We start from the raw sequence: 21,632 nt of genomic DNA on the forward strand, positions 1-21,632 counted from the left end.
CATGTCTGAACGAAAACCGGATATTGCCTATATTCCCACCCCCGATGATGCTGTGGAGGTGATGCTAGAACTGGCTCAACTCTGTGCTGAAGATGTGGTTTATGATTTGGGCTGTGGGGATGGTCGGTTTTTGATTAGGGCGGCCGAGGGTTATGGTTGTTCTGGGGTGGGGATTGATCTAGATGGCGATCGCCTTACTGAGGCCCAAATCAGGGCAAACCAAGCGGGAGTAGGGGATCGCGTCACCTTTATTCAACAGGATTTATTCGAGACAGATTTCCGCCCGGCAACCGTTGTTATTCTTTATTTACTGCCCCACCTCAATCTAAAACTGCGGCCTCAACTGTTCCAACAATTGCAGAAAGGCGATCGCATCCTCTCCCATCAATTCGACATGGACGACTGGCCCCCCCAGCAAGTCATCCACCTCCCCCACTCGGAAGAAGAATCCACCGTTTATCTCTGGGTCATGACATGAGTCCTTCCTCCTTCTCCGTGAATACCCAAGGCAATCCAGAAAAGCCTTCTCTATTGTTCTTGCATGGTTTTATGGGCAGTGGGGAGGATTTTCAGGAGGCGATCGCACAACTCACCTCAGATTATTATTGTCTGACCGTGGATCTCCCCGGACATGGGCAAACCCAGACCCCCCCCCATGGGGAAAACTACCGCTTTCCTTCAGTGGCCCAAGGAATCATCACCCTGTTAACTCAACTCCAGCGTCTCCCCTGTTTCCTCGCGGGGTATTCTCTAGGAGGACGACTAGCGCTCTACCTTGCCCTAAACTTCCCCCAATCTTTCCCCAAGGTCATCCTAGAATCGTCCTCTGCGGGCCTAAAAACCCACCGAGAACGGGCAGAACGGCGACAACAGGATGCTGACCTCATTGAACGGCTCACTGAGCTTAATTTCGCCCAATTCCTCGAAAGGTGGTATCAAAATCCCCTCTTTGCTTCCCTGCGTAACCATCCCCAATTCCCGGCGATGTTCCAACGGCGCTTACAGAATCAGCCCCAACAGTTAGCCCAAGTCCTGCGCTATATGGGGACGGGGGTACAGCCCCCCCTGTGGGATTTGCTCCCCCATCATAACCGCCCCTTGTTGCTGTTAGTGGGGGAACAAGATGCCAAATTTCAGGGGATTAATCAGGAAATGGCGCGTCTTTGTCCGGGGGCCCAGTTGAAACAGGTGGAGAACTGTGGGCATAATATCCATCTGGAAAATGTGAATTCGTATGTGGAATTAATCCGCCTTTTTTTGAATGCCCCTTGATTTTCGCAACATTAACACCCTTTGGGCTTCTGTTATTGCTGAAACCTGCTATCGTTTAGGCCTGACGACGGCGATCGCCTGCCCCGGATCTCGTTCGGCTCCTCTGACGGTGGCCTTTGCCCAACACCCTCACCTAGAGACAATTTCCATCCTCGATGAACGTTCGGCGGCCTTTTTTGCCTTGGGGGTAGCGAAACAAACGGGGCAATCTGTGGTCTTAATCTGTACCTCCGGCACCGCGGGGGCGAATTTCTACCCCGCTGTGATTGAAGCGGCCTTGAGTCATGTTCCCTTAATCATTCTCACGGCCGATCGTCCCCCGGAATTGCGCCATTGTCACGCGGGGCAAACCATTAACCAGATTCGTCTCTATGGGGACTATCCTAACTGGCAAACGGAGTTAGCCCTCCCCCAGTGGGATTTGTTGGACTATCTGCGGCAAACCATGGTTCACGCTTGGCGGCGATCGCATTTTCCCCAGTGCGGGGTAGTTCATCTCAATCTGCCCTTCCGTGAACCCCTTGCCCCTCTTAGTGATCCCGATTTACTCCCTTTAGGGGAACAGTGGGATGAGGCCGCCTTTTTTGAGGATATTCGCCCCCCAGCCGCTCCCCCTTTATCCCCCGTGGCCTATCCTAGCTCTTGGGTGAAGGCGACCAAAGGCTTGATTATTGGGGGATTAGCCCAACCGAGAGAGCCGAAAGTCTATTGTCAGGCGATCGCTCATCTAGCCCAAACCCTCCAGTTTCCCGTCTTGGCCGAAGGACTCTCCCCCCTCCGCAACTATGCCCCCCTCAATCCCCATCTCATCACCACCTACGACACCCTCCTCCGTCACCCCCACTGGGCCGATCAACTGGTGCCAGATTTAGTGATCCAAATCGGCGAACTCCCCACCAGTAAAGTCTTGCGGACTTGGCTCACCCAACACCAGCCCCCCCGCTGGATTCTCGATCCTCACCCGGAAAACTTCGATCCCCTCCACCACCCCACCCACCCCCTCCCCTGCACCGTTGAACAGTTACAACACCCAGATTTCCCCCCTTCTCCCTCCCCCTACCTCCACCAGTGGCAAACCCTCAATCAACAGGTTAACACCCAGTTAAACGCCACCCTAGACCCCTTAGAAACCCTATTTGAGGGCAAGTTAGCCTGGTTACTCTCCCAAACCCTCCCCCCCCATACCCCCATTTTTATTTCTAATAGTACACCTGTTCGAGATGTGGAATACTTTTGGCAACCCAATCCCCAGGAGTATCAGCCCTTTTTCAACCGGGGGGCCAATGGGATTGATGGCATTGTCTCCACCGCTTTAGGGATTGCCCACGGCAACCGTCCGACAGTCCTAGTGACGGGGGATTTAGCGTTGCTGCATGATACCAACGGGTTGTTACAACAGGGGAAATTGAGGGGGCATTTAACGATTATTGCGATCGCCAACAACGGGGGCGGCATCTTTGAATTGCTCCCCATCGCCCAATATGATCCCCCCTTCACCGACTATTTCGCCACCCCCCAAAACATCAATCTCCAACAACTCGCCAGCACCTACGGCATCCCCTGCCACCCACTCACCCATTGGCAGCAACTCCCCCCCCTCCTCAATCCCCTCCCCCCCTCCGGAGTGCGTCTCCTCCTCCTCCCCACCCAGCGTCAATCCGATGCCCACTACCGCAAAATCCTATTTTCTCAGGTACTTTCTAGCTAGGGCTTGCTCAGAAAATCTGCTGTTATAGAATAAGAGATTATTCTGCTTTTAGGATTGAATGAATAAGTTTGTACAGCTTGAACTTTTCAACTTAAACCCTGAGTCCCATGGAGCCACTCAGTCACAAGTTATTGATCAAAGATCCGGAACCTTCACCGACAATATGAAATTACCTATTCATAGGTGGTTTCGCTATTCTGCTGGATTTTCTGCCGCTTGGGTTGAACAAATGATCACCGACTTCAAGCCCCAAATGATTCTAGATCCCTTTGCTGGCTCCGGTACAGTATCCATTGTTGCCGATCAGTTGGGAGTTAAATCGTTTGGAGTAGAAGCTCATCCCTTTGTCTGTAAACTCGCGAGGGCTAAACTCGCTTGGACTGTTCATCCTAGCCATTTTTTAAAAGCGGCAACTGAGCTTAAACAATTAGCCTTAACGCTTAAACTGAAACCCTCGAATGATCTACCTAATTTATTAAAAAAATGTTACCAAGAAGACAACCTAGCCGATCTCCTAAACATTAAGCAAGCCTATTTTAATCTGGCTCCCTCCTACTCAGAAAAAATACAGATTCTTCTTTTTCTCGCCATTTCTGCTATCTTAAGACCATCTAGCCATGTAGGAACAGCACAATGGCAGTATATTCTTCCCAATAAACGTAAAGCCAAAACTTGTAATCCGTTCGAGGCACTAGAGAAACAGATTGCTTTCATGGCAGAAGACATAAAGTATCTACAATCTGTTGCTACATCGAGTCAAGCCATATTTTTACAAGAAGATGCGAGAACCCTAAAAAATATACCTTACCACTCCATCGATTTAGTTATAACATCACCTCCCTATGCCAATAATTATGATTATGCAGATGCAACCCGACTAGAAATGACCTTTTGGGGAGAAGTGAATTCTTGGGGCGATTTGCACCAGGCTGTACGTCAATTTCTCATCCGATCAAGTTCCCAACACACAGCAAAAGATCGACTGCTATTAGAGTCCTTAGTTCAAGAGTCAATTCTTGAGCCAATCCGAGAGGAATTGATCCCCATTTGTCAAGAGTTAGCCATAATTCGAGAAACAAAAGCTGGGAAAAAAGCTTATCACACAATGGTTGCTGCTTATTTTAATGATTTAGGGCTAGTTTTTCAAGCATTACGTCGAGTAACAAAATCGAACAGTAAACTGTGTTTTGTAGTCGGAGATTCAGCCCCCTATGGTCTATATGTTCCCGTACAGAAATGGTTAGGAGAGTTGGCGATTGCAGCAGGTTTTACCTATTGGTCATTTGAACCGATTCGTCAGCGCAATACTAAATGGAAAAACAGAAAACATAATGTTCCTTTGCAAGAGGGAAGACTTTGGATTAACGGTTAATTTAGAATACTCAACTATGGCAAAATCTCCATCGCATAAATTTGGACAAGATTTAGGAAAATTGATTGAGTCCATTGTCCTTGAAGATATTTTAAAACCTCGTTTACAAGAATTTACACAAGCTAACAAATATTATCTCGATACTCAAGGTTATCGTCCCGCAAGGCAGGGGAAAAAAGTAACATGGCAGGACAAATATGGGAATCAACATGATTTAGATTTTGTCATTGAGGCAAATGGGACAGATGACCAAATAGGTCAGCCTGTTGCCTTCATTGAGTCTGCATGGCGTAGGTATACCAAACACTCTAAAAACAAGGTTCAAGAAATACAAGCCGCCTTATTACCGATTATCGAACTGCATCAGTTATCAGCACCTTTTTATGGTGCGGTCTTAGCTGGAGATTTTACGAAACCTGCCTTAGAACAGTTAAGAAATAACGGATTTGCGGTAATTTTTATTCCCTATCAAGATGTAGTAGTGGCATTTAGAAAAATTGATTTTGATATCGCATTTAATGAACAAACCTCGGATAAGATTTATACTCAGGCTTGCCGAAAACTAGCGAATCTCACGGAAACAAATCAATATCTACTACGACAGGCATTAATTGAAGTCTCTAAGCTAGATATAGAGCAATTTATGGAAAAATTGAGAAACTGTCTTGAGCGTTATATTACCCAAATTGTTGTGATTCCCCTCTTTGGGACAAGCTATAATTTCCAGTCTTTAGAGGATGTCCTAACTGCACTCAATCAACTGGATTTAAACACCCCGCAGGGGAAGTTCCAAAAGTTTGAACTAAGAATTAATTACAGTAATCAGGATACAATTTGCGCTACTTTTGAGGAGAAGAGCAAACTAGAAACTTTTTTAAGGATGCTTGACTCTTAAACAATTCTATTGAAAACACCGTAACCATTTTAAAAAAGTTAACTCATCTTCTCATCTCAAGAGTAGGATCAATAGCCGAAAATACTTTATTCAAACGGCTCTCATCCCCCACACATGAACAGACTAAACTGGCTACATCTGCGCGGCAAATCAAACCAGAAATGCGGTAATCTTCGCTTAAAATAGCTTGATGGGTGGCCGGTTCAGATTTTAACCCCCCGGGACGAATAATCGTATAAGTCAAACCAGAATTGATTAAATGTTGTTCCGCTTTTGCTTTGGCGATTAATGCCCCTTTTAAGGTTTCTAACACTTGGGGAGGCAGGGCTACTGAACTTTCAGATGTGCCGATGGAAGATACTAAAAGAAAATGCTGAACTCCTGCCTGAACAGCCACATCAATTAGATTAATATTGCCCTCATCATCCACTCGTCTCCCATCAGGAGATACACCCCCCAAGGTACTGATTACGACAGAAATAGATGGATTTTGTTGGAAAATTTGGGCAAGGTCAGAGGGATTAAAAGCGTCACCCTGAGCTACTTTTACTCCTATTGTATTGAGGTCTGGACTGGCTGAGGGGGAACGCAACAAGGCCACTACAGCTTTCCCCTCTTGCCGCAATTGTTGAGCAATTTCCTGTCCCACTCCTCGACTGGCTCCGGCGATTAAAATTGTATTTTCAATCACAATTAACTCCTGATTTATACAGCAACTTTTTCCTTTAATTGTACCACAAGAAATGATGTATTATTTCATACAATTGAGATTTTTTTGAAGATTTAAGCACATTTTATATCCCTTTTTGGAACACATTATTGATATAATTTTGCCAAACTTTATTAGGAGTCCAAATCGTCTCTAATTTTATCTTAGCTTCAGCTTCACTCATTTTATTGTACAAACAGTTGTATAAGTAAATAAAGGCAGAAACGCGCATATTCATGGCACAATGTACCCATTTTTTTTGCTCTTTTCTGGCTTCGATAGCTTGGACAAAGGTGGCAAAATTTTCTAAGGTTGGGTTCTCCCAAATGACGGGAATATATACATAATCCATGCCCTGTTCTGTAACAAGGTCAGCTTCATTGATAAGGCTATAACCTGAATCAACAGGAGCAAGGTTAATGACGGTTTTATATCCAGCTTGTTGAATCCAAGTAAAGTGTTCTGCCCTAGGTTGTCCTGATGTGGCGAGGGTGGGAGAAATGGCTAAATAATGGGGGATGGTGTGAATCATGACTCACTACCTCCGCACCCACCAAATGACTCCTGCTCCAATAAAACCGCCTAGAGGAACAATAACAATAGCTAACCAAGTAATAAATACTTGTTGGGAGGGTTCTAATAAAAGACGACGGTTTGCTAATTCTCGGGGGCGAATGGATAAAATCTGGTCGTCTTCATTGGCTAACCATTTGATGGAGTTAATAAAAACATCCCCATTGAGTTGTTCATTAAACCAGCTATTGGTGGCAAAGGTGGAGTTACCAAAGACGACTAGACGGGCTTCTGAGGTGCGCTCTTCTTCGTCGGAATCGGGGTCATTTTGTGCCACTGGACGAGTTAAGGCTACACCAATATTGAGGGGGCCTTCTAAATCGGTTTCTGGGTTGAATTCTAGGGTGTCGGCTTGAATGTCTTGTTCTGCCCAACTTTCTACGCTGGTTTGGATGATGGGGGTGGCTTCGATGTCTTCTTGTTCGTTAATCAGGATGGGGGCAGAAAAGGGATAAAGTGAAATGCCTTGTCTAAAGTCTAGGGTAATGGGGTGGGGTTCGTAGTTGGTGATGATGGGGGTGGCGGGTCCGAGACTGACGAAGCTCCCGGCTCCGGAAGCGTCGATAATGACGCGATTATCGAGTTCTAGACCCCAATCACTGAGTAAGTCGCCTAATCCGGCTTCACGGTTGGGGTCGAGGAGTATCATTAAACTGCCGGGACGTTGGAGATAGGCTTTTAGTGCTGTGACTTCTGCTTGGAAGAGTCGCCGTTCTGGGGAGGCAATGACGACTAGGGTGGCATCGTTGGGAATGTTGCCCTGGGTGGCGAGGTTGAGGGATTCGACGATGTAGCCTTGTTGGGTGAGGGCTTCTACGGCTTGGGAGAGGCCGAATTCAACGAATTCTAGGGGGCGTTCACCGTGTCCTTGTAGAAAATACACTTTCGGGGGGCGATCGCGCAATATTTTCTCAATGGCGTTGGTGAGTTGCACTTCTGAGAGTATCCCATCCCGCCCCAAGGATTGAACCAGTTGCTGTTTCTCTTGATACTCTAAATAAACGTCTCCGGCACTGGTGACACCGAAGCGCTCGGCGGCTCCGATTTCAATTCTTGGGTCTACTAAACTATAGGAAAAATGGGTTTCGTTTAAACGGCGATAACGATTAAGGAGTTCTTGATTGGTGGGGTGAGTTTGGGCGCTAAAAACCCAGACTTTCATGGGTTGGGTGAGGTTTTGAACGAGTTGCTGGGTTTGGGGGGAAAGGGTAAAGAGTTGGGTTTCTGTGAGGTCAATTTGCAGGGGATAACGACCGACTAAAAAGTTAATTAAGCCGAGAATAATTAAGACGGAAAGGGTGGCGACGAGGGCGTTGGTTTGGCTCTGGGTGGAGCGCATTTGTAGTAAGGTTTGGATGAGGCCGCCCAAGGTGGCTACCCGGATAATAATAATAGTAATTCCCACAATGAGGAAAACGATGGGGAAGAATGACCACGCTCCGCCAATGAAGCCAGAAACTAATCCGGCAACGGTGAAAAATGGGCCTAGCCAGTATAAGAGTTTTAGGGATTTGCGGGAAAAAATAGGAAGGTCAAGGATTTTGTTCATCACAGGTTTTGTAGGTACTCAGTGACAGAAGTTGTTCAGGTTTAAGAATTAGAGCGAAAATGTAGGCTAGGAACGGTTAAAGCGTAAGGTTTCGATGGACTGGGCGGTTAAGAAGATGCCCAAAATAATATAGCTTAGAAAGACGAATAAGCTACTGGTTTCAAAAATACCGCGAACAAAGTTGTCATAGTGTTGGACGGGGGACAAATAACGTAGAATTGAGCCAAAGGGTTCACTAATTTGACCCGAAATAAAGTGTAGTGAGATGAACAAAAACACAATAAAAAAGGTGACAAGGGCAGCAATCATAGAACTACTGGTGAGGGAAGAAATAAACATCCCCAAGGAAAGAATAGAAGCGGCTAAGAGAATTAAACCTAAATTAGCCAGTAGGGGAACGGCGGGGGGAACGGGGGGGGAAGCGGTACTAAAGGCGATAATTTGATAAATGAAGAGAGGAACTAGAAGAACAGTATAGAAGGTGAGAACTCCGCATAATTTGCCGACAGCAACGACCCAGTTGGTGAGGGGCGATGTGGCTATAAGTTCGAGGGTATGGTTTTTTCGCTCTTCGGCATAAAGTCCCATGGAAAGCATGGGCAAAATAATAGGGGATATAAGTGAGCCAATAACGCTGAGAAATTGGATCAAAAAGATATAAGCTACATCGGTTGATCCAGTGATTAATCCCGTAGCATCACCGGCTTGAACTTCTTGGACAAGACCTGTGGGACTGAGTAGTAACTCCCAAAAGAAGAGGCCGGAAAGTAACCAAAAAACTCCGGCGACAATATAGGCTAAAGGGGAGGCAAAATAACTCTGTAATTCTTTGCGAAAAATGGCAAAAATATTAGCAATAATAATCACTTTTTTTGGATTTGGTTAACAGCTATTGGGGAAAAGTTGAGGGTTATAAAGTTGCCGTTTTTTGTGCCGCTATAACTCATGGTTTATGTGCTGTGCCTACTCTTCCTCGGTCTGGTTGAACTGGGTTTCAGAGGTGATGAATTCTCTATCCTCGCTCTGGGAAACACTGTCATGAGAAAAACTGTCCTCTTGGGTGGTCAGTTCTAAGAATACATCCTCAAGGGTCGGACGACTACGGCGCATTTCACACAATCCTAATCCGGTTTCGACTATGACTTTGGCGAGGTGGCGACCGGGTTCTGTGTTGGGGATACAGGTGATCTTAATTAAACTGCGATCGCGGAGGGTGTCGGCACGGGAATCAAGGTTTTTAACTGTTTCCCCCAACTCGGATTTTGAGGTCATGGGGTAGGTGACGGTGACGGATTGGACTCCCGGAATGACTTGTAGGAGGGATTGGACGAGGGTGGCATCTCCTTGTACTTCAAGTTCGTAGCCTTCTCCTTCTCCGAGTTGGGCAAGGAGTCGGTCGGGGGTGTTGGTGGCGACGACTTTCCCGCGATTGATGATGGTGACGCGATCGCAGGTCATGCTGACTTCGGGCAGGATATGGCTAGAGAGGATAATGGTATGGTCCCCGGCTAAACTTTTGATCAGGTGGCGCACTTCGTTGATTTGGCGGGGGTCAAGGCCGACGGTGGGTTCATCTAAGATAATCACGGGGGGATTGTGGACGAGGGCCTGAGCAATGCCGATTCGTTGGCGAAATCCTTTGGAGAGTTTACGGATGAGAACCTTGCGTTTTTCCTCCAGATTACAGCGTTGAATGGCCCAATCAATGCGAGTGGTGCGATCGCCTGCGGATACTCCCTTAATGCGAGCTACAAAGTCTAAAAACCCCTCAACGGTCATTCCTTCATAGAGGGGTGGGGTTTCCGGTAAGTAGCCAATGCGTCGCCGCACCTCCATAGATTCTTCATGGACATCAAACCCCGCAATTCTGGCGGTGCCAGTGGTGGCGGGTAAATAACCCGAGAGAATGCGCATGGTGGTAGTTTTGCCCGCCCCATTGGGTCCGAGAAAGCCGAGAATTTCCCCCGGCGCTACGGAAAAGACAATATCTTCAATGGCTGAGGTTGAGCCATAGTGTTTACTGAGATGTTCAACTTCGATCATCGCTTCTGCGTTCTTATTTGCCCCGTTGGAATTCCACTGTAGCAAACAAGAGGACGGGCGCGGGGATTTAGTTCCCTTCCACGATGATTTTTACCCCACAGGCTTTTAATTCCGGTTGTTGAGAAATGGGACAAGCGGCCGGATGGGTGAGGTTGTTCACTTCCGCCCCCTGGGCCCAGAGACTTCCCCAGTGCATGGGGACAAAAACGGTTCCCGGTGCGATCGCCTTAGTCACTTTTACCTGTAAACGACAAGCCCCCCGTCTCGATTCCACTCGCACCCATTCCCCCTCACTCACCCCCAACTTTTGCCCATCTCGGGGATGAACTTCTAAAAACGGTTCCGGGTGCATTTGTTGAATTTTAGGAATGCGTCCGGTGCGGGTTTGGGTGTGCCAGTGGCCGTAAAGCCGCCCGGTGGTCAAAACAAAGGGATAGTCTAAATCAGGGGGTTCTGCGAGTCCCCTCGGGTGGACTGGGGCGAAGTTTGCCCGTCCGTTGGCGGTCGGGAAATGATCATCTAAGTACAAACGTTTTGCGGTTGAGGTCGGCTCGGACCCTTGGGGAAAGGGCCACTGTTGGGGACCCGATTGGGCTAAGATTTCATGACTTAATCCACTCACATCACAGACTCGTCCGGCCGTCAGTTGGGCAAATTCCGCGTAAACATCGGCCACCGAGGTAAAGGGAAACTGCGCCTCATAGCCCAAACGTCGCCCCACTTCGGCAAAAACCGCCCAATCCTCTCGCGCTTCTCCGGCCGGGGTATGGAAGGCCTGACAGTAGGTGACACGGCGTTCTGAATTGGTCATCACCCCAGTTTTCTCACTCCATTGGGTGGCGGGTAATAACAGATGGGCATAGTCAGCCGTTTCTGTGGGGTAATAGGCCTCTTGGTAGATGGTAAAGGGGGATTTAGCCAACGCTTGGCGCGTCCGTTCTAAGTCCGGTAAACTGACCAGAGGATTGGTTGCCGCAATCCAAAGTAACTGAACGCTGCCCTCCTCCAATCCGGTGATCATTTCCCACACACTGCGCCCGACTTGGGGGGAAATTTGACCGGGGGGTAAGCCCCAAAACTGCTCAAGGTCTGAGCGATCTTGGGCGCTGGTGACGCTGCGATATCCGGGGAGGAGGTGGGCGAGTCCTCCCGCTTCCCGTCCTCCCATGGCATTGGGTTGTCCAGTGAGAGAAAAGGGGCCGGCTCCAGGTTTACCGATTTGTCCAGTGAGAAGGTGTAAGTTGATTAAACTCTGGACTTTGGCGGTGCCTTCTGAGGACTGATTTAAGCCCATTGACCAGAGGGATAGTACCCGTTGAGAGTCTGCCCAGTAGCGTGCTGCTTGTTCAATTTGGGCTACAGAGATCCCGCAACGGGGGGCGACATCTTCTGGGGGATATTGTTGAATCAGGGCGACGTATTCGGCAAAGTTGTTGGTGTGGTTTTTAATGAAGTCTCGGTTCAATTGACCCCATTGAATGAGGAGGTAGGCGATCGCATGAAACAAGTCCACATCGCTCCCCGGGGTAATCCCCAGATGGAGATCCGCCGTTTCAGCCGTGGGAGTTTGGCGCGGGTCTATCACCACTAACTTAACCTGGGGATTGCGTTTGCGGTACTTCAGGAAACGATTAAACACAATGGGATGGCATTCGGCCGCATTACTCCCCACAAAAAAGGCACAATCGGTTAACTCCAAATCCTCATAACAGGCGGGGGGGCCATCGGAGCCTAAACTCAACTTATACCCCGACACGGCCGAAGACATACAGAGGCGGGAATTAGCATCAAAATTATTCGTCCCCAAACAGCCTTTAATCAACTTTTGCGCCGTATAGTAATCTTCCGTCAGAAACTGCCCGGAACCATACATACAGATGCTATCGGCTCCGTAATCGGCGCGTACTCGTTGAATTTCCCCCACAATCCGCCCTAACGCCTCCTCCCAACTGATTCGTCGAAAGGGCTGATCTAAAGATTCCCGAAACATCGGATATAACAAGCGTCCCCGATCGATAGACTCAATAATAGTCGCCCCTTTCACGCAAACCATACCCTGACTAGAGGGATGAGTGCGATCGCCCCGCACCTTCCAATTATCCACAATAGCCCCACTGGTTTCCGAGGGATTATGAACCACCTCCAAACCACACCCCACCCCACAATAAGGACAGAGCGTTTTAACCGACTTCATCATCCCCTTTACTCCTCAATTTCATCATGAGCAAAACGACGATAGAGGAAATCTAAAGCCTCATTACGCAACTCGTAATAGCGAGGATCTTCCATCAAACGAGAACGCATCCGAGGACGACTAAACGGAATCTCTAAAATTTCCCCCACCTTCGCCGCCGGACCATTGGTCATCATCACCAAACGATCCGCCAAAAATAACGCCTCATCAATATCATGGGTAATCATTAAAACCGTCACCCGATGCTCTCGCCAAATACTCAACAATTCTTCCTGTAACTCCTCCCGCGTAATGGGATCCAACGCCCCAAACGGTTCATCTAAAATCAACATTTCGGGACGAATCGATAAAGCCCGAGCAATCGATACCCGTTGTTTCATACCCCCGGAAATTTCCCCCGGTCTTTTATCCGCCGCTTCCGTCAATCCCACTAACTCAATATGCTCTTGAGCAATCGCTTTTTTCTCCCCTTTCGACTTATCTTTATAGACCGCATCAACGGCTAAATAAACATTCTCAAACACCGTTTTCCAAGGCAAGAGCGAATAATTTTGGAACACCACCATCCGATCCGGTCCCGGTTCCGTAATTGGTTTTTGATGGAGTGTAATCATCCCCGACGTCGGTTGATGGAATCCCGCCACCATATTTAACAGCGTTGACTTCCCACACCCCGAGTGACCAATTAAACAAATAAACTCCCCCTCCTTCACTGTTAAATTAACCCCATCCAGGGCGACAAAATCCCCGCCCGGTGTAGGATAAACCTTAGAAATATCTCGAATTTCTAGAAAAGATTCGCTTTGAGCCGCAACCGAAGAATTCAAAGGATTGGATAGAGTTTGCATGGTTTTTGAAAAAGACATTAAATCAGGTTTAAGTTCGTTAGAATCTTGTGCGTCCATTACTTGTTTTGTATTGTCCCTCAGCTTAAACATTCACTAAATCATCGACAAAAATCTCTTCAATCCGAATATCTCGTTTAATCTTTAACCCTTTGAGATAAGTTAAAGGTTCATCAGGATTAAAGACCACCTCATCAAATAGTTTAATCGGAGCGCGATCCCGAGGAGTATCGGGTAAATCTAACGCCCTGGCCGCCTCCCCAAACAAATCAATCCGGTTAATTCGTTCCGTAATCCCGACCCAGTTTTTTGGGAAAGGAATCAGTCCCCAGCGTGCCATTTGAGCCATCATCCACAGCAATTCTACAGAACTGGGTGCATTGGTTTTGTCCACAAAAAACTGATTGTAACGCAGATGTTGAACCGGTTCATATTCAGTTCCATAATCATAGGGATCAATAAAGCCCGGACGAGTATAAACCGCCGCAGAACCGACATATTGGGGCTGACAAAGAAGCTCTAAAATGTCCTCACGATTGCGACGATCATCGCAGTATTCACAGGCTCTTAATAGCGCCCTTAATAACGCTTGATGGGTGTCTGGATATTGATTCGCCCAGTCTTCTCGCACCCCTAAAACCTTCTCCACATGACCCGGATAAATCTCCAAATCAGAAGCGATGACAAAGCCCACTTCTTCATAAACAGCGCGAGAATTCCAAGGTTCTCCCACACAATACCCCGTAATATTACCCGCCTTTAAATTAGATACCATTTGCGGGGGAGGAATCATGGTTAAATTTACATCCCGATCGGGATCAATTCCCCCAGAAGCTAACCAATAGCGGAGGATAATATTGTGCATTGATGTAGGATGTACCATGCCTAAATTATGCACGTGATCAGGTGTTTGTTCCAGCACTTGCCGGAAATCTTCTAAAGTCCTCACCCCTTGCTCATAGAGTTTTTTACTCAAGGTGATGGCGTTGCCATTGCGGGATAAAGTGAGTGCTGAGACAATGGGAGTTGGATGATTGCCCCCCATACCTAAAGTAATCCCCAGAGGCATCCCTGTGACCATTTGAGCCGCATCTAAGCGCCCTTGAACGACCCCCTCAGCAATGGTTTTCCAACTGGCTTCTCGGCTTAAATTGACCTGTTCTAGACCTTCTTCAGCAAAGAATCCTTTCTCCTGTGCAACCACAAGAGGGGCGCAATCGATTAAGGGAATAAACCCTAACTGTAAATTAATTTTTTCTAAACCATTTCCTGCAATAATTGAGGGAGTAGACGCTTGACGTTTTTTCGCCCGTTTTTGTTGATTTAAAAAGTACACAATTTCATTGCGTAAAGCATAGTAGCTGGGATGATTTACCACTTCCAAACGATGACGAGGCCGGGGAATCTTTACCTCTAAAATTTGTCCAATATGGGCTTCTGGACCATTGGTTAACATGACAATTCGATCCGAGAGTAATAAAGCCTCATCGGGATCATGTGTCACCATCAAACAGCTAACGTGATTTTCCTGACAAATTTTCATTAACTGTTCCTGTAAATTCCCCCGTGTGAGGGCATCTAAGGCCCCAAAGGGTTCATCGAGGAGGAGGAGTTTCGGGCGAATGGCTAAAGCGCGTGCGATCGCCACCCGTTGTTTCATTCCCCCAGACAGTTGGGCTGGGTACTTTTTCGCCGCCCCCCGCAATCCCACCATCTCAATATGGTGCTGCACAATCTCCCGTCTTTCTGTAGCCGAGATATCTTTCATCACCGTATCTACAGCCAAAGCAATATTCTCCCAAACCGTTTTCCAAGGGAGGAGAGAATAATTCTGAAAAACCACCATCCGATCAGGCCCAGGTTCCGTAATTTCTCGTCCTTCTAAAACCACTCCCCCCTGACTCGGTTGATCCAAACCCGCCACAATATTCAGTAACGTTGATTTACCACAACCGGAATGGCCTAACAGAGAAACAAATTCCCCCGCTTCAATTTCTAAATGAACATTTTTAATCGCAATATATCGTCCTCCATTGGGGAGGGTAAAAACACGGTCAACGTGGTCAACTTCAAGAAAGGATGCCATAACTTTTTTTAGAGTTAATGAGTAGGTATGATGTAGGTTTTATCCCCCTAAATCCCCCTTTGAAAGGGGGACTTTTCTCTTTCTCCTCCCCTCACAAAGGGGGACTTTTCTCTTTCTCACCCTTTGAAAGGGGGACTTTTCTCTTTCCCCCCCTTACGAAGGGGGGCTAGGCAGTAGGGGGGATGAAAAGTTCCAGTTAAAAGGGTGACTTTTCTCTTTCCCCCCCTTACAAAGGGTGACTTTTCTCTTTCCCCCCCTTACAAAGGGGGGCTAGGGGGGATGAAAAGTTCCAGTTAAAACGGTTTACCCTTCGTCAGCTAAAACTGAAAATCTTGCCGCGACCTACCCGAATATCAAAACCATTCAAATAAGCCACCGGATCACTGGGATCAAACCCTCGATTGTCAATAAATACCTCGGGAGGTTCTACCTTCATCCCATCACTCGGCAACTCAATATTCATTGCCTTAGCCACATCTTCATAAATATTGGTCGGATAAACCCTCTGGATAATTTCATCAGCATCACTAGGATATTCCTTAATATCCGGCAATTGATTCCAACGAATCATTTGAGTTAACAACCAAATCCCATGAGAAGCATAGGGATAATTGGCATTATCTGGACGCTGCATATAATCCGTTTCCATGAAATTAAACAAGTTAAAATCAGGAATAGGCTTGACCCGATCTTCCTCATCAAAACCGCCATAATCATAGGTTCCCGTCATTGATGCTTTCGCATATTCAACCCGGGCATTCACATAAGGACGACGGGAAATTATTTCCACCACTTCTAAGCGATTTTCCGGCACATCACAATATTGACAAGCTTCAATCGTGGCCGCCACTAAAGCCCGCGCTGTGTTAGGATTCGCCTCAATCCAGGCCTGCATTGTTGCTAACACCTTTTCCGGGTGTCCTTGCCACACATCCCGGTCAACCGTTGCCGTAAAGCCCACATTATCAAACACCGCCCGTTGATTCCAAGGTTCTCCCACACAGTAACCATCCATCGTCCCAGCGCGCATATTTTCCACCATCTGGGGCGGGGGAATCACAATCACTTTCACATCTCGCTCCGGATTAATCCCCATGGCACTTAACCAGTAGCGGGTGTTGTAATTGTGCATAGAAGAGGGGAACACTACCGCAAAGGAGGGGGGTTCACTCATCCCTTGAATGTATTGCCGATAAGCGGTGCCAAACTCATCAAAACTGCTGTAGTCGGGTAGGGGGCGAATCCCGGCTTCCCATGCTTGGCGAGAAAGGGTCATGGCGTTGCCGTTGACATCCAACATCATCAGGGAGCGCATGGGGGCCTTCTCGGGTCCCAATTGGGTCAATAAAGGCATCCCACAAACGGCATGGGAGGCATCTAAACGACCTTGTAATAAACCATCCCGCACGGTTGCCCAACTGGCCTCTTTACTGATAGTTACGTTGAGCCCATATTTTTCGTAAATGCCTTTTTCTTTCCCAATGACAAGGGGGGCGCAGTCGGTGAGGGGAATAATTCCGAGGGTGAGGTTAGGTTTTTCTAATGGGCCAAAATCAATGGCAGGACTTCCGGTAGTTTCTCCACCCCCAGTAGGACTGCTAGGAGTTGTATTGTTGGCACAAGCGGCAAAGGTAAACCCAGCAGCAGCGAGACTAGAGTATTTAAGAAATTTACGACGATCCATTGTTTTCCTGAGTTTTTGCTAAGGGTGCAGTGAAGGTTAAAAAGAGGCGAGAGATGGGCGAATCAATCATTGATGATTGCTGGAGTCGGGGACGCAAGGAGCTTGTCCAAGGGGTGATGATTTCCTTGGGAATTCCTAGTTTTGTAGTTGAGCTTTGCCCACGACAAAACGCTCTACAACAGCTACTAATTGATCGAGCAGTAAGCCGACAATACCAATGACAAAGAGGGAAAGAATGACTAAGCTAATTTCTCCGGTGTTGTAGGTGTCCCAGACAAAGAAGCCGATTCCTGTTGCTCCAGTTAGCATTTCTGCGGCTACAATCACCAGCCAAGCAATCCCTAAACTCAAGCGCATTCCGGTAAAGATATAAGGCAGGGTGGAGGGAATCATGATTTCAGTTACGACTTGCGGTTTGGAAAGCTTGAGAACTTTGGAGACATTCCAGTAGTCTTTGGGGATACTTTTTACTCCTAAAGCGGTGTTAATTAGTGTTGGCCAGAGGGAGGTGACAACAATCACAAAGATTGCGGGGGCATTTTGAGCAATATTACGGGGTGCGCCTTCGAGGAGGGCGGTAAATAGCACGATGCCTACAGGGAGCCACGCTAGGGGGGAAATGGGTTTGCCGAGTTGGATGAGGGGATTCATCATTTTGGCGGCTTGGCGAGAGGTGCCGATGAGAAAACCGAGGGGAATTGCGATCGCCATGGCAATCACAAACCCAAAGGCAACCCGCACTAAACTGTAAAGGGTGAGGAAAAATATTCCTTCATCCCCTTGGGTTTGAGAGAAAAAGTTCTGAAGATAGGGCAAACTATCTTCAAAGGTGCGAGAGGGATTGGGCAGTTCACTAATTTTGCCTTCGGTTAATTTTGCTAAAATACTCCACAGGATAATTAAAGCGAAAAATCCCAGAGCAGGAAAAATAATGTTTTCTCCATTTCTGCCTAAGAATTGAGTCCAGTTTAAGGTCGGTTTTGTTTTGGTTTTTTCTGTGGCAACACTCATGATTTAATGCGGAAGAAGGGGAATAACTAAGCGATTCAACAACGCCTAAATTTGTGGATTTTACAGTTCAAGATTAGGCTAGGCTTTTAGAATTGAGGAGACGTTATCGATGGACTCCTTTCTGTGGGTTAAGCTAGCCAACAATCGGGCTGTATTTCGCCCTTTTTATGCTTGAATTCTGCTTTAGATTAAAAAGATTTGTAGGGGAAATTTGTATTCTGAGTTACAAAATATTAAGCAAAGATGAATATGTCGCATATTCACAATGTATTTTTTGCATAATTAAAGGTTGGGTTCGTGCCAATACACAATCAGTTATATTCCGGCTGGACTCTCCTATCCCTTCTAGGGTGAGGAGTTGTCAAAGTGGGAGAATGAGCGAAAATGTCCTGTACCCTCAAGCCTAAAACTCATGACTGATTTCAAACTTGATGCCTTTTGGCAGTTCTCCCGCCCCCATACTATTATTGGCACCACCTTGAGTGTGTTGGCCATTTATGCGATCGCCCTTTCCCATCACCAAACGATTCCGACACTGGAAAGCCTTGGGGGGCTGCTGCTGACTCTCTTCGCCTGTCTCTGTGGCAATGTATATATTGTTGGCCTCAACCAACTGGAAGATATCGAGATTGACCGCATCAATAAACCCCATCTTCCCCTAGCCTCCGGGGAATTTTCCCGACAAGAGGGGGTTGCTATTGTCAGACTAACAGGGGTTCTCGCAGTGCTAGCGGCGGCTTGGGGGGGTCTTTGGCTCTGGGTCACGGTGGGGATTAGTTTAGCCATCGGAACGGCCTATTCTTTACCTCCAGTGCGTTTGAAACGATTTCCCTTTTGGGCCGCTTTTTGTATCTTCACAGTGCGGGGGGTGGTGGTGAATTTGGGGTTATTCCTACACTTCAACGGTCAATTGGGCGGTGTGCCGGGGATTCCCCTAACGGTGTGGGTGTTGACGGCGTTTATTGTCTTATTTACCGTTGCGATCGCCCTTTTTAAAGACGTTCCCGACTTAGAAGGGGATAAACAATACAATATCCAGACCTTCACCCTCATTTTAGGTAAAGCAGCAATTTTAAAACTGTCCCTCTTGGTGATCTCCCTCTGCTATTTAGGCATGATACTAATTGCAGTTGCTAGAATTGCCCCAGTCAACGCAGAGTTTTTGTTCAGTAGTCATGTCATCCTGCTGATTTCACTCTGGTGGCGGAGTCAGCAGATCCAATTGAGTCAGAAACGGGCGATCGCGCAGTTTTACCAGTTTATCTGGAAACTCTTTTTCTTGGAATATCTTCTATTTCCCCTAGCCTGTCTACTCGTCTAGGTGTTTTACGCCCAACCGCTAAACCCTTTATAATCCAAGTCTGGCAGCAACAACCCTCTCGATTACACAACAAGAAAGACTGTTATGAAAACCGCTAAACACCTAATCGTTTTTACAGCTACCCTCGCCCTCGTGATCTTTTCCGGTTGTTCCACCCCCGAACAAACCCAAGCCAGTGATCCCACTCCTCACATCCCTTCTACAGAACAACAATATACACCGTCACCCAGCCCTACCTTGTCCTCTCCCTCCTCTGCTGCTATTGCCTCCCCCTCCCCTTCCATCGTCGCTCAAGCACCCGATGTAGAGGAGGACTTGAACTGTGATGACCCCACCAGTCAATGGGAAATGAACGTCTGTGCTGATCAAGCCGCCAAGGAAGCCGATGCACGCTTAAATGAAGTCTATCGCCAACTGCGAGTAAAAGTCTCTGGCACCCCCCAAGAAAGTCGTCTCATTGAAGCGGAAAAAGCTTGGATTGACTTCAGAGATAAAGACTGTGAATTTTCCCGCCGTCGCTACGATGGAGGAACGATTATGCCTATGATTTACGCCATGTGTGTTAATGATTTAACTCAACGCCGCACGGAACAGTTAGAAGCGTATCTAGAGGAATGGTAAACAGAAGGTTGACCCGTTACGCTTGGTGTGGGTAGTTCACGCTCTCACCCCTAACATAATCCCGAAGCCGGCCGCTTAGTCGGTACGGCGCGGGCTTCTCCTCTATCAATTATCAATTCTTAATCACCCGTCCTAGGCAAGTTAAGGAAACTCGTTGAACCAAGAATCACTCGCTTTTAGCGATGGGAGTGTCAAACAATGGTGACTATTCCCCAAGCCCCAGCCGGATTCTAAACTAAATTTTAAACTCCCCAGGTAGGATTCGAACCTACGACCAATCGGTTAACAGCCGACCGCTCTACCACTGAGCTACTGAGGATTGAGTGCTACGGATTGAGTGCTACCGAATTCGCTCGTTTATTCAGCAACAGTATTTGATTATAGATTAACCTTCAGGAGTTTTGCAAGGCCTTGAGCAAAATTTTTTTACCGTCGAGCCAACTGTAAACTCTGGTCACAAATTGCCCCCGGTCGCCCAAAATTAAAGTTATTGTATAAAAGTGTACTTTTCTGGGATTGAGAACCCATGCTAACGCATCATCGCCGCCCAGTTTGCCTCTCCCTCATTTCCACAGACCTCCCCCTGTGGTCGATGTTAGAAACCGCCGCAACTTTATATCAAAAGGATCAAGAACGCTTTCATATCATCCTCAAACAACCTCCCTTTCCCTCCTCTACACCCTCGGAAAGCCTATTCTCAAGCCCGTTTGCTCCTGACTCGGTTAACAAAGAGGGGTTGTTATGGCTCGAACTCTCCCCCTACCGTGTCATTATGACCATGCAGGGCAATGGTCAACTGGGTTATCGTCATTTTTGGGAACAGGGGGTTTATGGTACGAGCCGTTACTGGTTATATGGAGATACTATTGGCAGCACGAGCGCCTTACGGTTGCGGAACTATACCCGCAGTTTGCAGCTAGTGGGTTATCCTTTGCCTCATACCTTACGCATTGACTATGAGTTATGGGCCCAACATCTACAAATGGGTCACTATATCTTGAGTTTAGAGATTCATCACTGAGTGTCAAGGTGTGGGGTGGACACTTCCCCCTGGCCTAGAGAGGAGAGAGCTTCATCAGAGAAATGGGTCTGAAACCCCGTCCTTCAGGACGGCTTTGCATCTTGAGTTTTAGCACTAAAAGCAAACTCACAAAGGATGTACTATAATGTGAGGCATGGAAAAAGCCTATCGCTACCGTTTTTATCCTACACCGGAACAAGAACACCTCTTGCGCCGCACGTTGGGTTGTGTCCGATTGGTTTACAACAAGGCCCTCCAGGCAAGAACTCAGGGATGGTATGAAAGGCAAGAAAGGATTGGGTACAACCAAACATCTTCGATGTTAACGGCATGGAAGAAAGAGGAAGAACTCGATTTTCTCAATGATGTTAGCTGTGTTCCCTTGCAACAAGGATTACGGCATCTTCAGAAGGCTTTTAATAACTTCTTTGATGGTCGGGCAAAATACCCTAACTTCAAAAAGAAGCATCAGGGAGGCAGTGCTGAATTTACCCAGTCGGCTTTCAAATACCGCCATGGGCAAATTTATCTAGCGAAGTGTTCCGAACCATTGGATATTCGTTGGTCAAGACAACTGCCAAAAGGGTGTGAACCCTCTTTAGTAACAGTGAGACTCCATCCATCAGGACGGTGGCATATATCCATTAGTTTTGATGATCCGACTATCAAGCCTCTACCAGTTAACGACAATGCCATCGGTATGGACTTGGGAATAACAAGCCTGATTG

Annotated in this window: 19 protein-coding genes and 1 tRNA gene; 9 read left to right on the plus strand and 11 right to left on the minus strand. The window is 47.3% G+C overall.

All coding sequences use genetic code 11. The annotated features are described in order from the left end of the window. Position 1: 1 nt before the first annotated feature. Genes K4A83_RS11555 through K4A83_RS11575 form a run of 5 tightly spaced genes read left to right on the plus strand, consistent with a single transcriptional unit; the run spans position 2 to position 5,247 of the window. Positions 2–478 (plus strand): SAM-dependent methyltransferase, encoded by a 477-nt coding sequence (locus K4A83_RS11555; RefSeq protein ID WP_265264705.1) that lies wholly within the window; start codon positions 2–4, stop codon positions 476–478. Then, positions 475–1,272, plus strand: a complete 798-nt coding sequence (gene menH / locus K4A83_RS11560) for a 2-succinyl-6-hydroxy-2,4-cyclohexadiene-1-carboxylate synthase (RefSeq protein WP_265264706.1) — start codon at positions 475–477, stop codon at positions 1,270–1,272. Before K4A83_RS11555 ends, menH begins: the two co-directional genes overlap by 4 nt. Then, positions 1,262–2,980, plus strand: a complete 1,719-nt coding sequence (menD, locus tag K4A83_RS11565; protein ID WP_265264707.1) for a 2-succinyl-5-enolpyruvyl-6-hydroxy-3-cyclohexene-1-carboxylic-acid synthase — start codon at positions 1,262–1,264, stop codon at positions 2,978–2,980. Before menH ends, menD begins: the two co-directional genes overlap by 11 nt. 58 nt (positions 2,981–3,038) lie before the next feature. Beyond that, positions 3,039–4,352, plus strand: a complete 1,314-nt coding sequence (locus K4A83_RS11570; protein ID WP_265264708.1) for a site-specific DNA-methyltransferase — start codon at positions 3,039–3,041, stop codon at positions 4,350–4,352. Between the two features lie 16 nt (positions 4,353–4,368). Further along, positions 4,369–5,247 (plus strand): hypothetical protein, encoded by an 879-nt coding sequence (locus K4A83_RS11575; protein ID WP_265264709.1) that lies wholly within the window; start codon positions 4,369–4,371, stop codon positions 5,245–5,247. A gap of 43 nt (positions 5,248–5,290) precedes the next feature. Here the strand turns inward: K4A83_RS11575 and K4A83_RS11580 are convergent, their stop codons facing one another. The 10 genes from K4A83_RS11580 to ntrB all read right to left on the minus strand — a co-directional run bounded on the left by K4A83_RS11580 (position 5,291) and on the right by ntrB (position 17,941). Continuing rightward, a complete protein-coding gene (locus tag K4A83_RS11580; protein ID WP_407810005.1) occupies positions 5,291–5,941 on the minus strand; it encodes an SDR family oxidoreductase in 651 nt (216 codons plus the stop codon). A 100-nt stretch (positions 5,942–6,041) separates the two neighbouring features. Further along, entirely contained in the window at positions 6,042–6,488 is a 447-nt protein-coding gene (locus K4A83_RS11585; RefSeq protein WP_265264711.1) for a protein tyrosine phosphatase family protein, read from the minus strand. Between the two features lie 6 nt (positions 6,489–6,494). Then, a complete protein-coding gene (locus K4A83_RS11590; protein ID WP_265264712.1) occupies positions 6,495–8,078 on the minus strand; it encodes a GldG family protein in 1,584 nt (527 codons plus the stop codon). Positions 8,079–8,144: 66 nt separating this feature from the next. Continuing rightward, entirely contained in the window at positions 8,145–8,945 is an 801-nt protein-coding gene (locus tag K4A83_RS11595; RefSeq protein WP_265264713.1) for an ABC transporter permease, read from the minus strand. 96 nt (positions 8,946–9,041) lie between these two features. After that, positions 9,042–10,121 carry an ABC transporter ATP-binding protein gene (locus tag K4A83_RS11600; protein ID WP_265264714.1) on the minus strand — a complete coding sequence of 360 codons (1,080 nt, stop codon included), beginning with the start codon at positions 10,119–10,121 and terminating at the stop codon, positions 9,042–9,044. A 67-nt stretch (positions 10,122–10,188) separates the two neighbouring features. Continuing rightward, a complete protein-coding gene (locus K4A83_RS11605) occupies positions 10,189–12,318 on the minus strand; it encodes a molybdopterin oxidoreductase family protein (RefSeq protein WP_265264715.1) in 2,130 nt (709 codons plus the stop codon). A 5-nt stretch (positions 12,319–12,323) separates the two neighbouring features. Beyond that, a complete protein-coding gene (locus K4A83_RS11610) occupies positions 12,324–13,163 on the minus strand; it encodes a nitrate ABC transporter ATP-binding protein (RefSeq protein WP_265264717.1) in 840 nt (279 codons plus the stop codon). 82 nt (positions 13,164–13,245) lie between these two features. After that, on the minus strand, positions 13,246–15,246 hold the full coding sequence (locus tag K4A83_RS11615) for an ABC transporter ATP-binding/substrate-binding protein (protein ID WP_265264718.1): 2,001 nt from the start codon (positions 15,244–15,246) through the stop codon (positions 13,246–13,248). Between the two features lie 313 nt (positions 15,247–15,559). Beyond that, on the minus strand, positions 15,560–16,930 hold the full coding sequence (locus K4A83_RS11620; protein ID WP_265264719.1) for a CmpA/NrtA family ABC transporter substrate-binding protein: 1,371 nt from the start codon (positions 16,928–16,930) through the stop codon (positions 15,560–15,562). 135 nt (positions 16,931–17,065) lie between these two features. Beyond that, entirely contained in the window at positions 17,066–17,941 is an 876-nt protein-coding gene (gene ntrB, locus K4A83_RS11625) for a nitrate ABC transporter permease (protein ID WP_265264720.1), read from the minus strand. A 412-nt stretch (positions 17,942–18,353) separates the two neighbouring features. On the opposite strand from ntrB, the gene K4A83_RS11630 reads away from it, so the two are divergent. Together K4A83_RS11630 and K4A83_RS11635 are read left to right on the plus strand one after the other, a co-directional pair. Then, a complete protein-coding gene (locus K4A83_RS11630; RefSeq protein WP_265264721.1) occupies positions 18,354–19,262 on the plus strand; it encodes a homogentisate phytyltransferase in 909 nt (302 codons plus the stop codon). Between the two features lie 84 nt (positions 19,263–19,346). Then, positions 19,347–19,883 carry a lysozyme inhibitor LprI family protein gene (locus K4A83_RS11635; RefSeq protein WP_265264722.1) on the plus strand — a complete coding sequence of 179 codons (537 nt, stop codon included), beginning with the start codon at positions 19,347–19,349 and terminating at the stop codon, positions 19,881–19,883. A gap of 247 nt (positions 19,884–20,130) precedes the next feature. Here K4A83_RS11635 and K4A83_RS11640 read toward each other — a convergent pair. After that, positions 20,131–20,202: transfer RNA gene (locus K4A83_RS11640), tRNA-Asn, on the minus strand. Positions 20,203–20,409: 207 nt separating this feature from the next. Between K4A83_RS11640 and K4A83_RS11645 the strand changes: the two genes are divergently transcribed. Together K4A83_RS11645 and K4A83_RS11650 are read left to right on the plus strand one after the other, a co-directional pair. Further along, entirely contained in the window at positions 20,410–20,904 is a 495-nt protein-coding gene (locus K4A83_RS11645) for a hypothetical protein (RefSeq protein ID WP_265264723.1), read from the plus strand. A gap of 154 nt (positions 20,905–21,058) precedes the next feature. After that, on the plus strand, positions 21,059–21,632 hold a 574-nt coding region (locus K4A83_RS11650; RefSeq protein WP_265264724.1), incomplete at its 3' end, for an RNA-guided endonuclease InsQ/TnpB family protein.

Origin of the sequence: Spirulina subsalsa FACHB-351 (assembly GCF_026130165.1) — a bacterium.
In the GTDB taxonomy this organism is placed as follows: Bacteria; Cyanobacteriota; Cyanobacteriia; order Cyanobacteriales; family Spirulinaceae; genus Spirulina_A; species Spirulina_A subsalsa_A.

Excerpts from the sequence above, each read along its gene's own strand:
- K4A83_RS11555 (WP_265264705.1), top strand. The coding sequence starts at position 2 with ATGTCTGAACGAAAACCGGATATTGCCTATATTCCCACCCCCGATGAT.
- menH (WP_265264706.1), top strand. The coding sequence starts at position 475 with ATGAGTCCTTCCTCCTTCTCCGTGAATACCCAAGGCAATCCAGAAAAG.
- menD (WP_265264707.1), top strand. The coding sequence starts at position 1,262 with ATGCCCCTTGATTTTCGCAACATTAACACCCTTTGGGCTTCTGTTATT.
- K4A83_RS11570 (WP_265264708.1), top strand. The coding sequence starts at position 3,039 with ATGAATAAGTTTGTACAGCTTGAACTTTTCAACTTAAACCCTGAGTCC.
- K4A83_RS11575 (WP_265264709.1), top strand. The coding sequence starts at position 4,369 with ATGGCAAAATCTCCATCGCATAAATTTGGACAAGATTTAGGAAAATTG.
- K4A83_RS11585 (WP_265264711.1), bottom strand. The coding sequence starts at position 6,488 with ATGATTCACACCATCCCCCATTATTTAGCCATTTCTCCCACCCTCGCC.
- K4A83_RS11590 (WP_265264712.1), bottom strand. The coding sequence starts at position 8,078 with ATGAACAAAATCCTTGACCTTCCTATTTTTTCCCGCAAATCCCTAAAA.
- K4A83_RS11600 (WP_265264714.1), bottom strand. The coding sequence starts at position 10,121 with ATGATCGAAGTTGAACATCTCAGTAAACACTATGGCTCAACCTCAGCC.
- K4A83_RS11605 (WP_265264715.1), bottom strand. The coding sequence starts at position 12,318 with ATGATGAAGTCGGTTAAAACGCTCTGTCCTTATTGTGGGGTGGGGTGT.
- K4A83_RS11610 (WP_265264717.1), bottom strand. The coding sequence starts at position 13,163 with ATGCAAACTCTATCCAATCCTTTGAATTCTTCGGTTGCGGCTCAAAGC.
- K4A83_RS11615 (WP_265264718.1), bottom strand. The coding sequence starts at position 15,246 with ATGGCATCCTTTCTTGAAGTTGACCACGTTGACCGTGTTTTTACCCTC.
- K4A83_RS11620 (WP_265264719.1), bottom strand. The coding sequence starts at position 16,930 with ATGGATCGTCGTAAATTTCTTAAATACTCTAGTCTCGCTGCTGCTGGG.
- ntrB (WP_265264720.1), bottom strand. The coding sequence starts at position 17,941 with ATGAGTGTTGCCACAGAAAAAACCAAAACAAAACCGACCTTAAACTGG.
- K4A83_RS11630 (WP_265264721.1), top strand. The coding sequence starts at position 18,354 with ATGACTGATTTCAAACTTGATGCCTTTTGGCAGTTCTCCCGCCCCCAT.
- K4A83_RS11635 (WP_265264722.1), top strand. The coding sequence starts at position 19,347 with ATGAAAACCGCTAAACACCTAATCGTTTTTACAGCTACCCTCGCCCTC.
- K4A83_RS11645 (WP_265264723.1), top strand. The coding sequence starts at position 20,410 with ATGCTAACGCATCATCGCCGCCCAGTTTGCCTCTCCCTCATTTCCACA.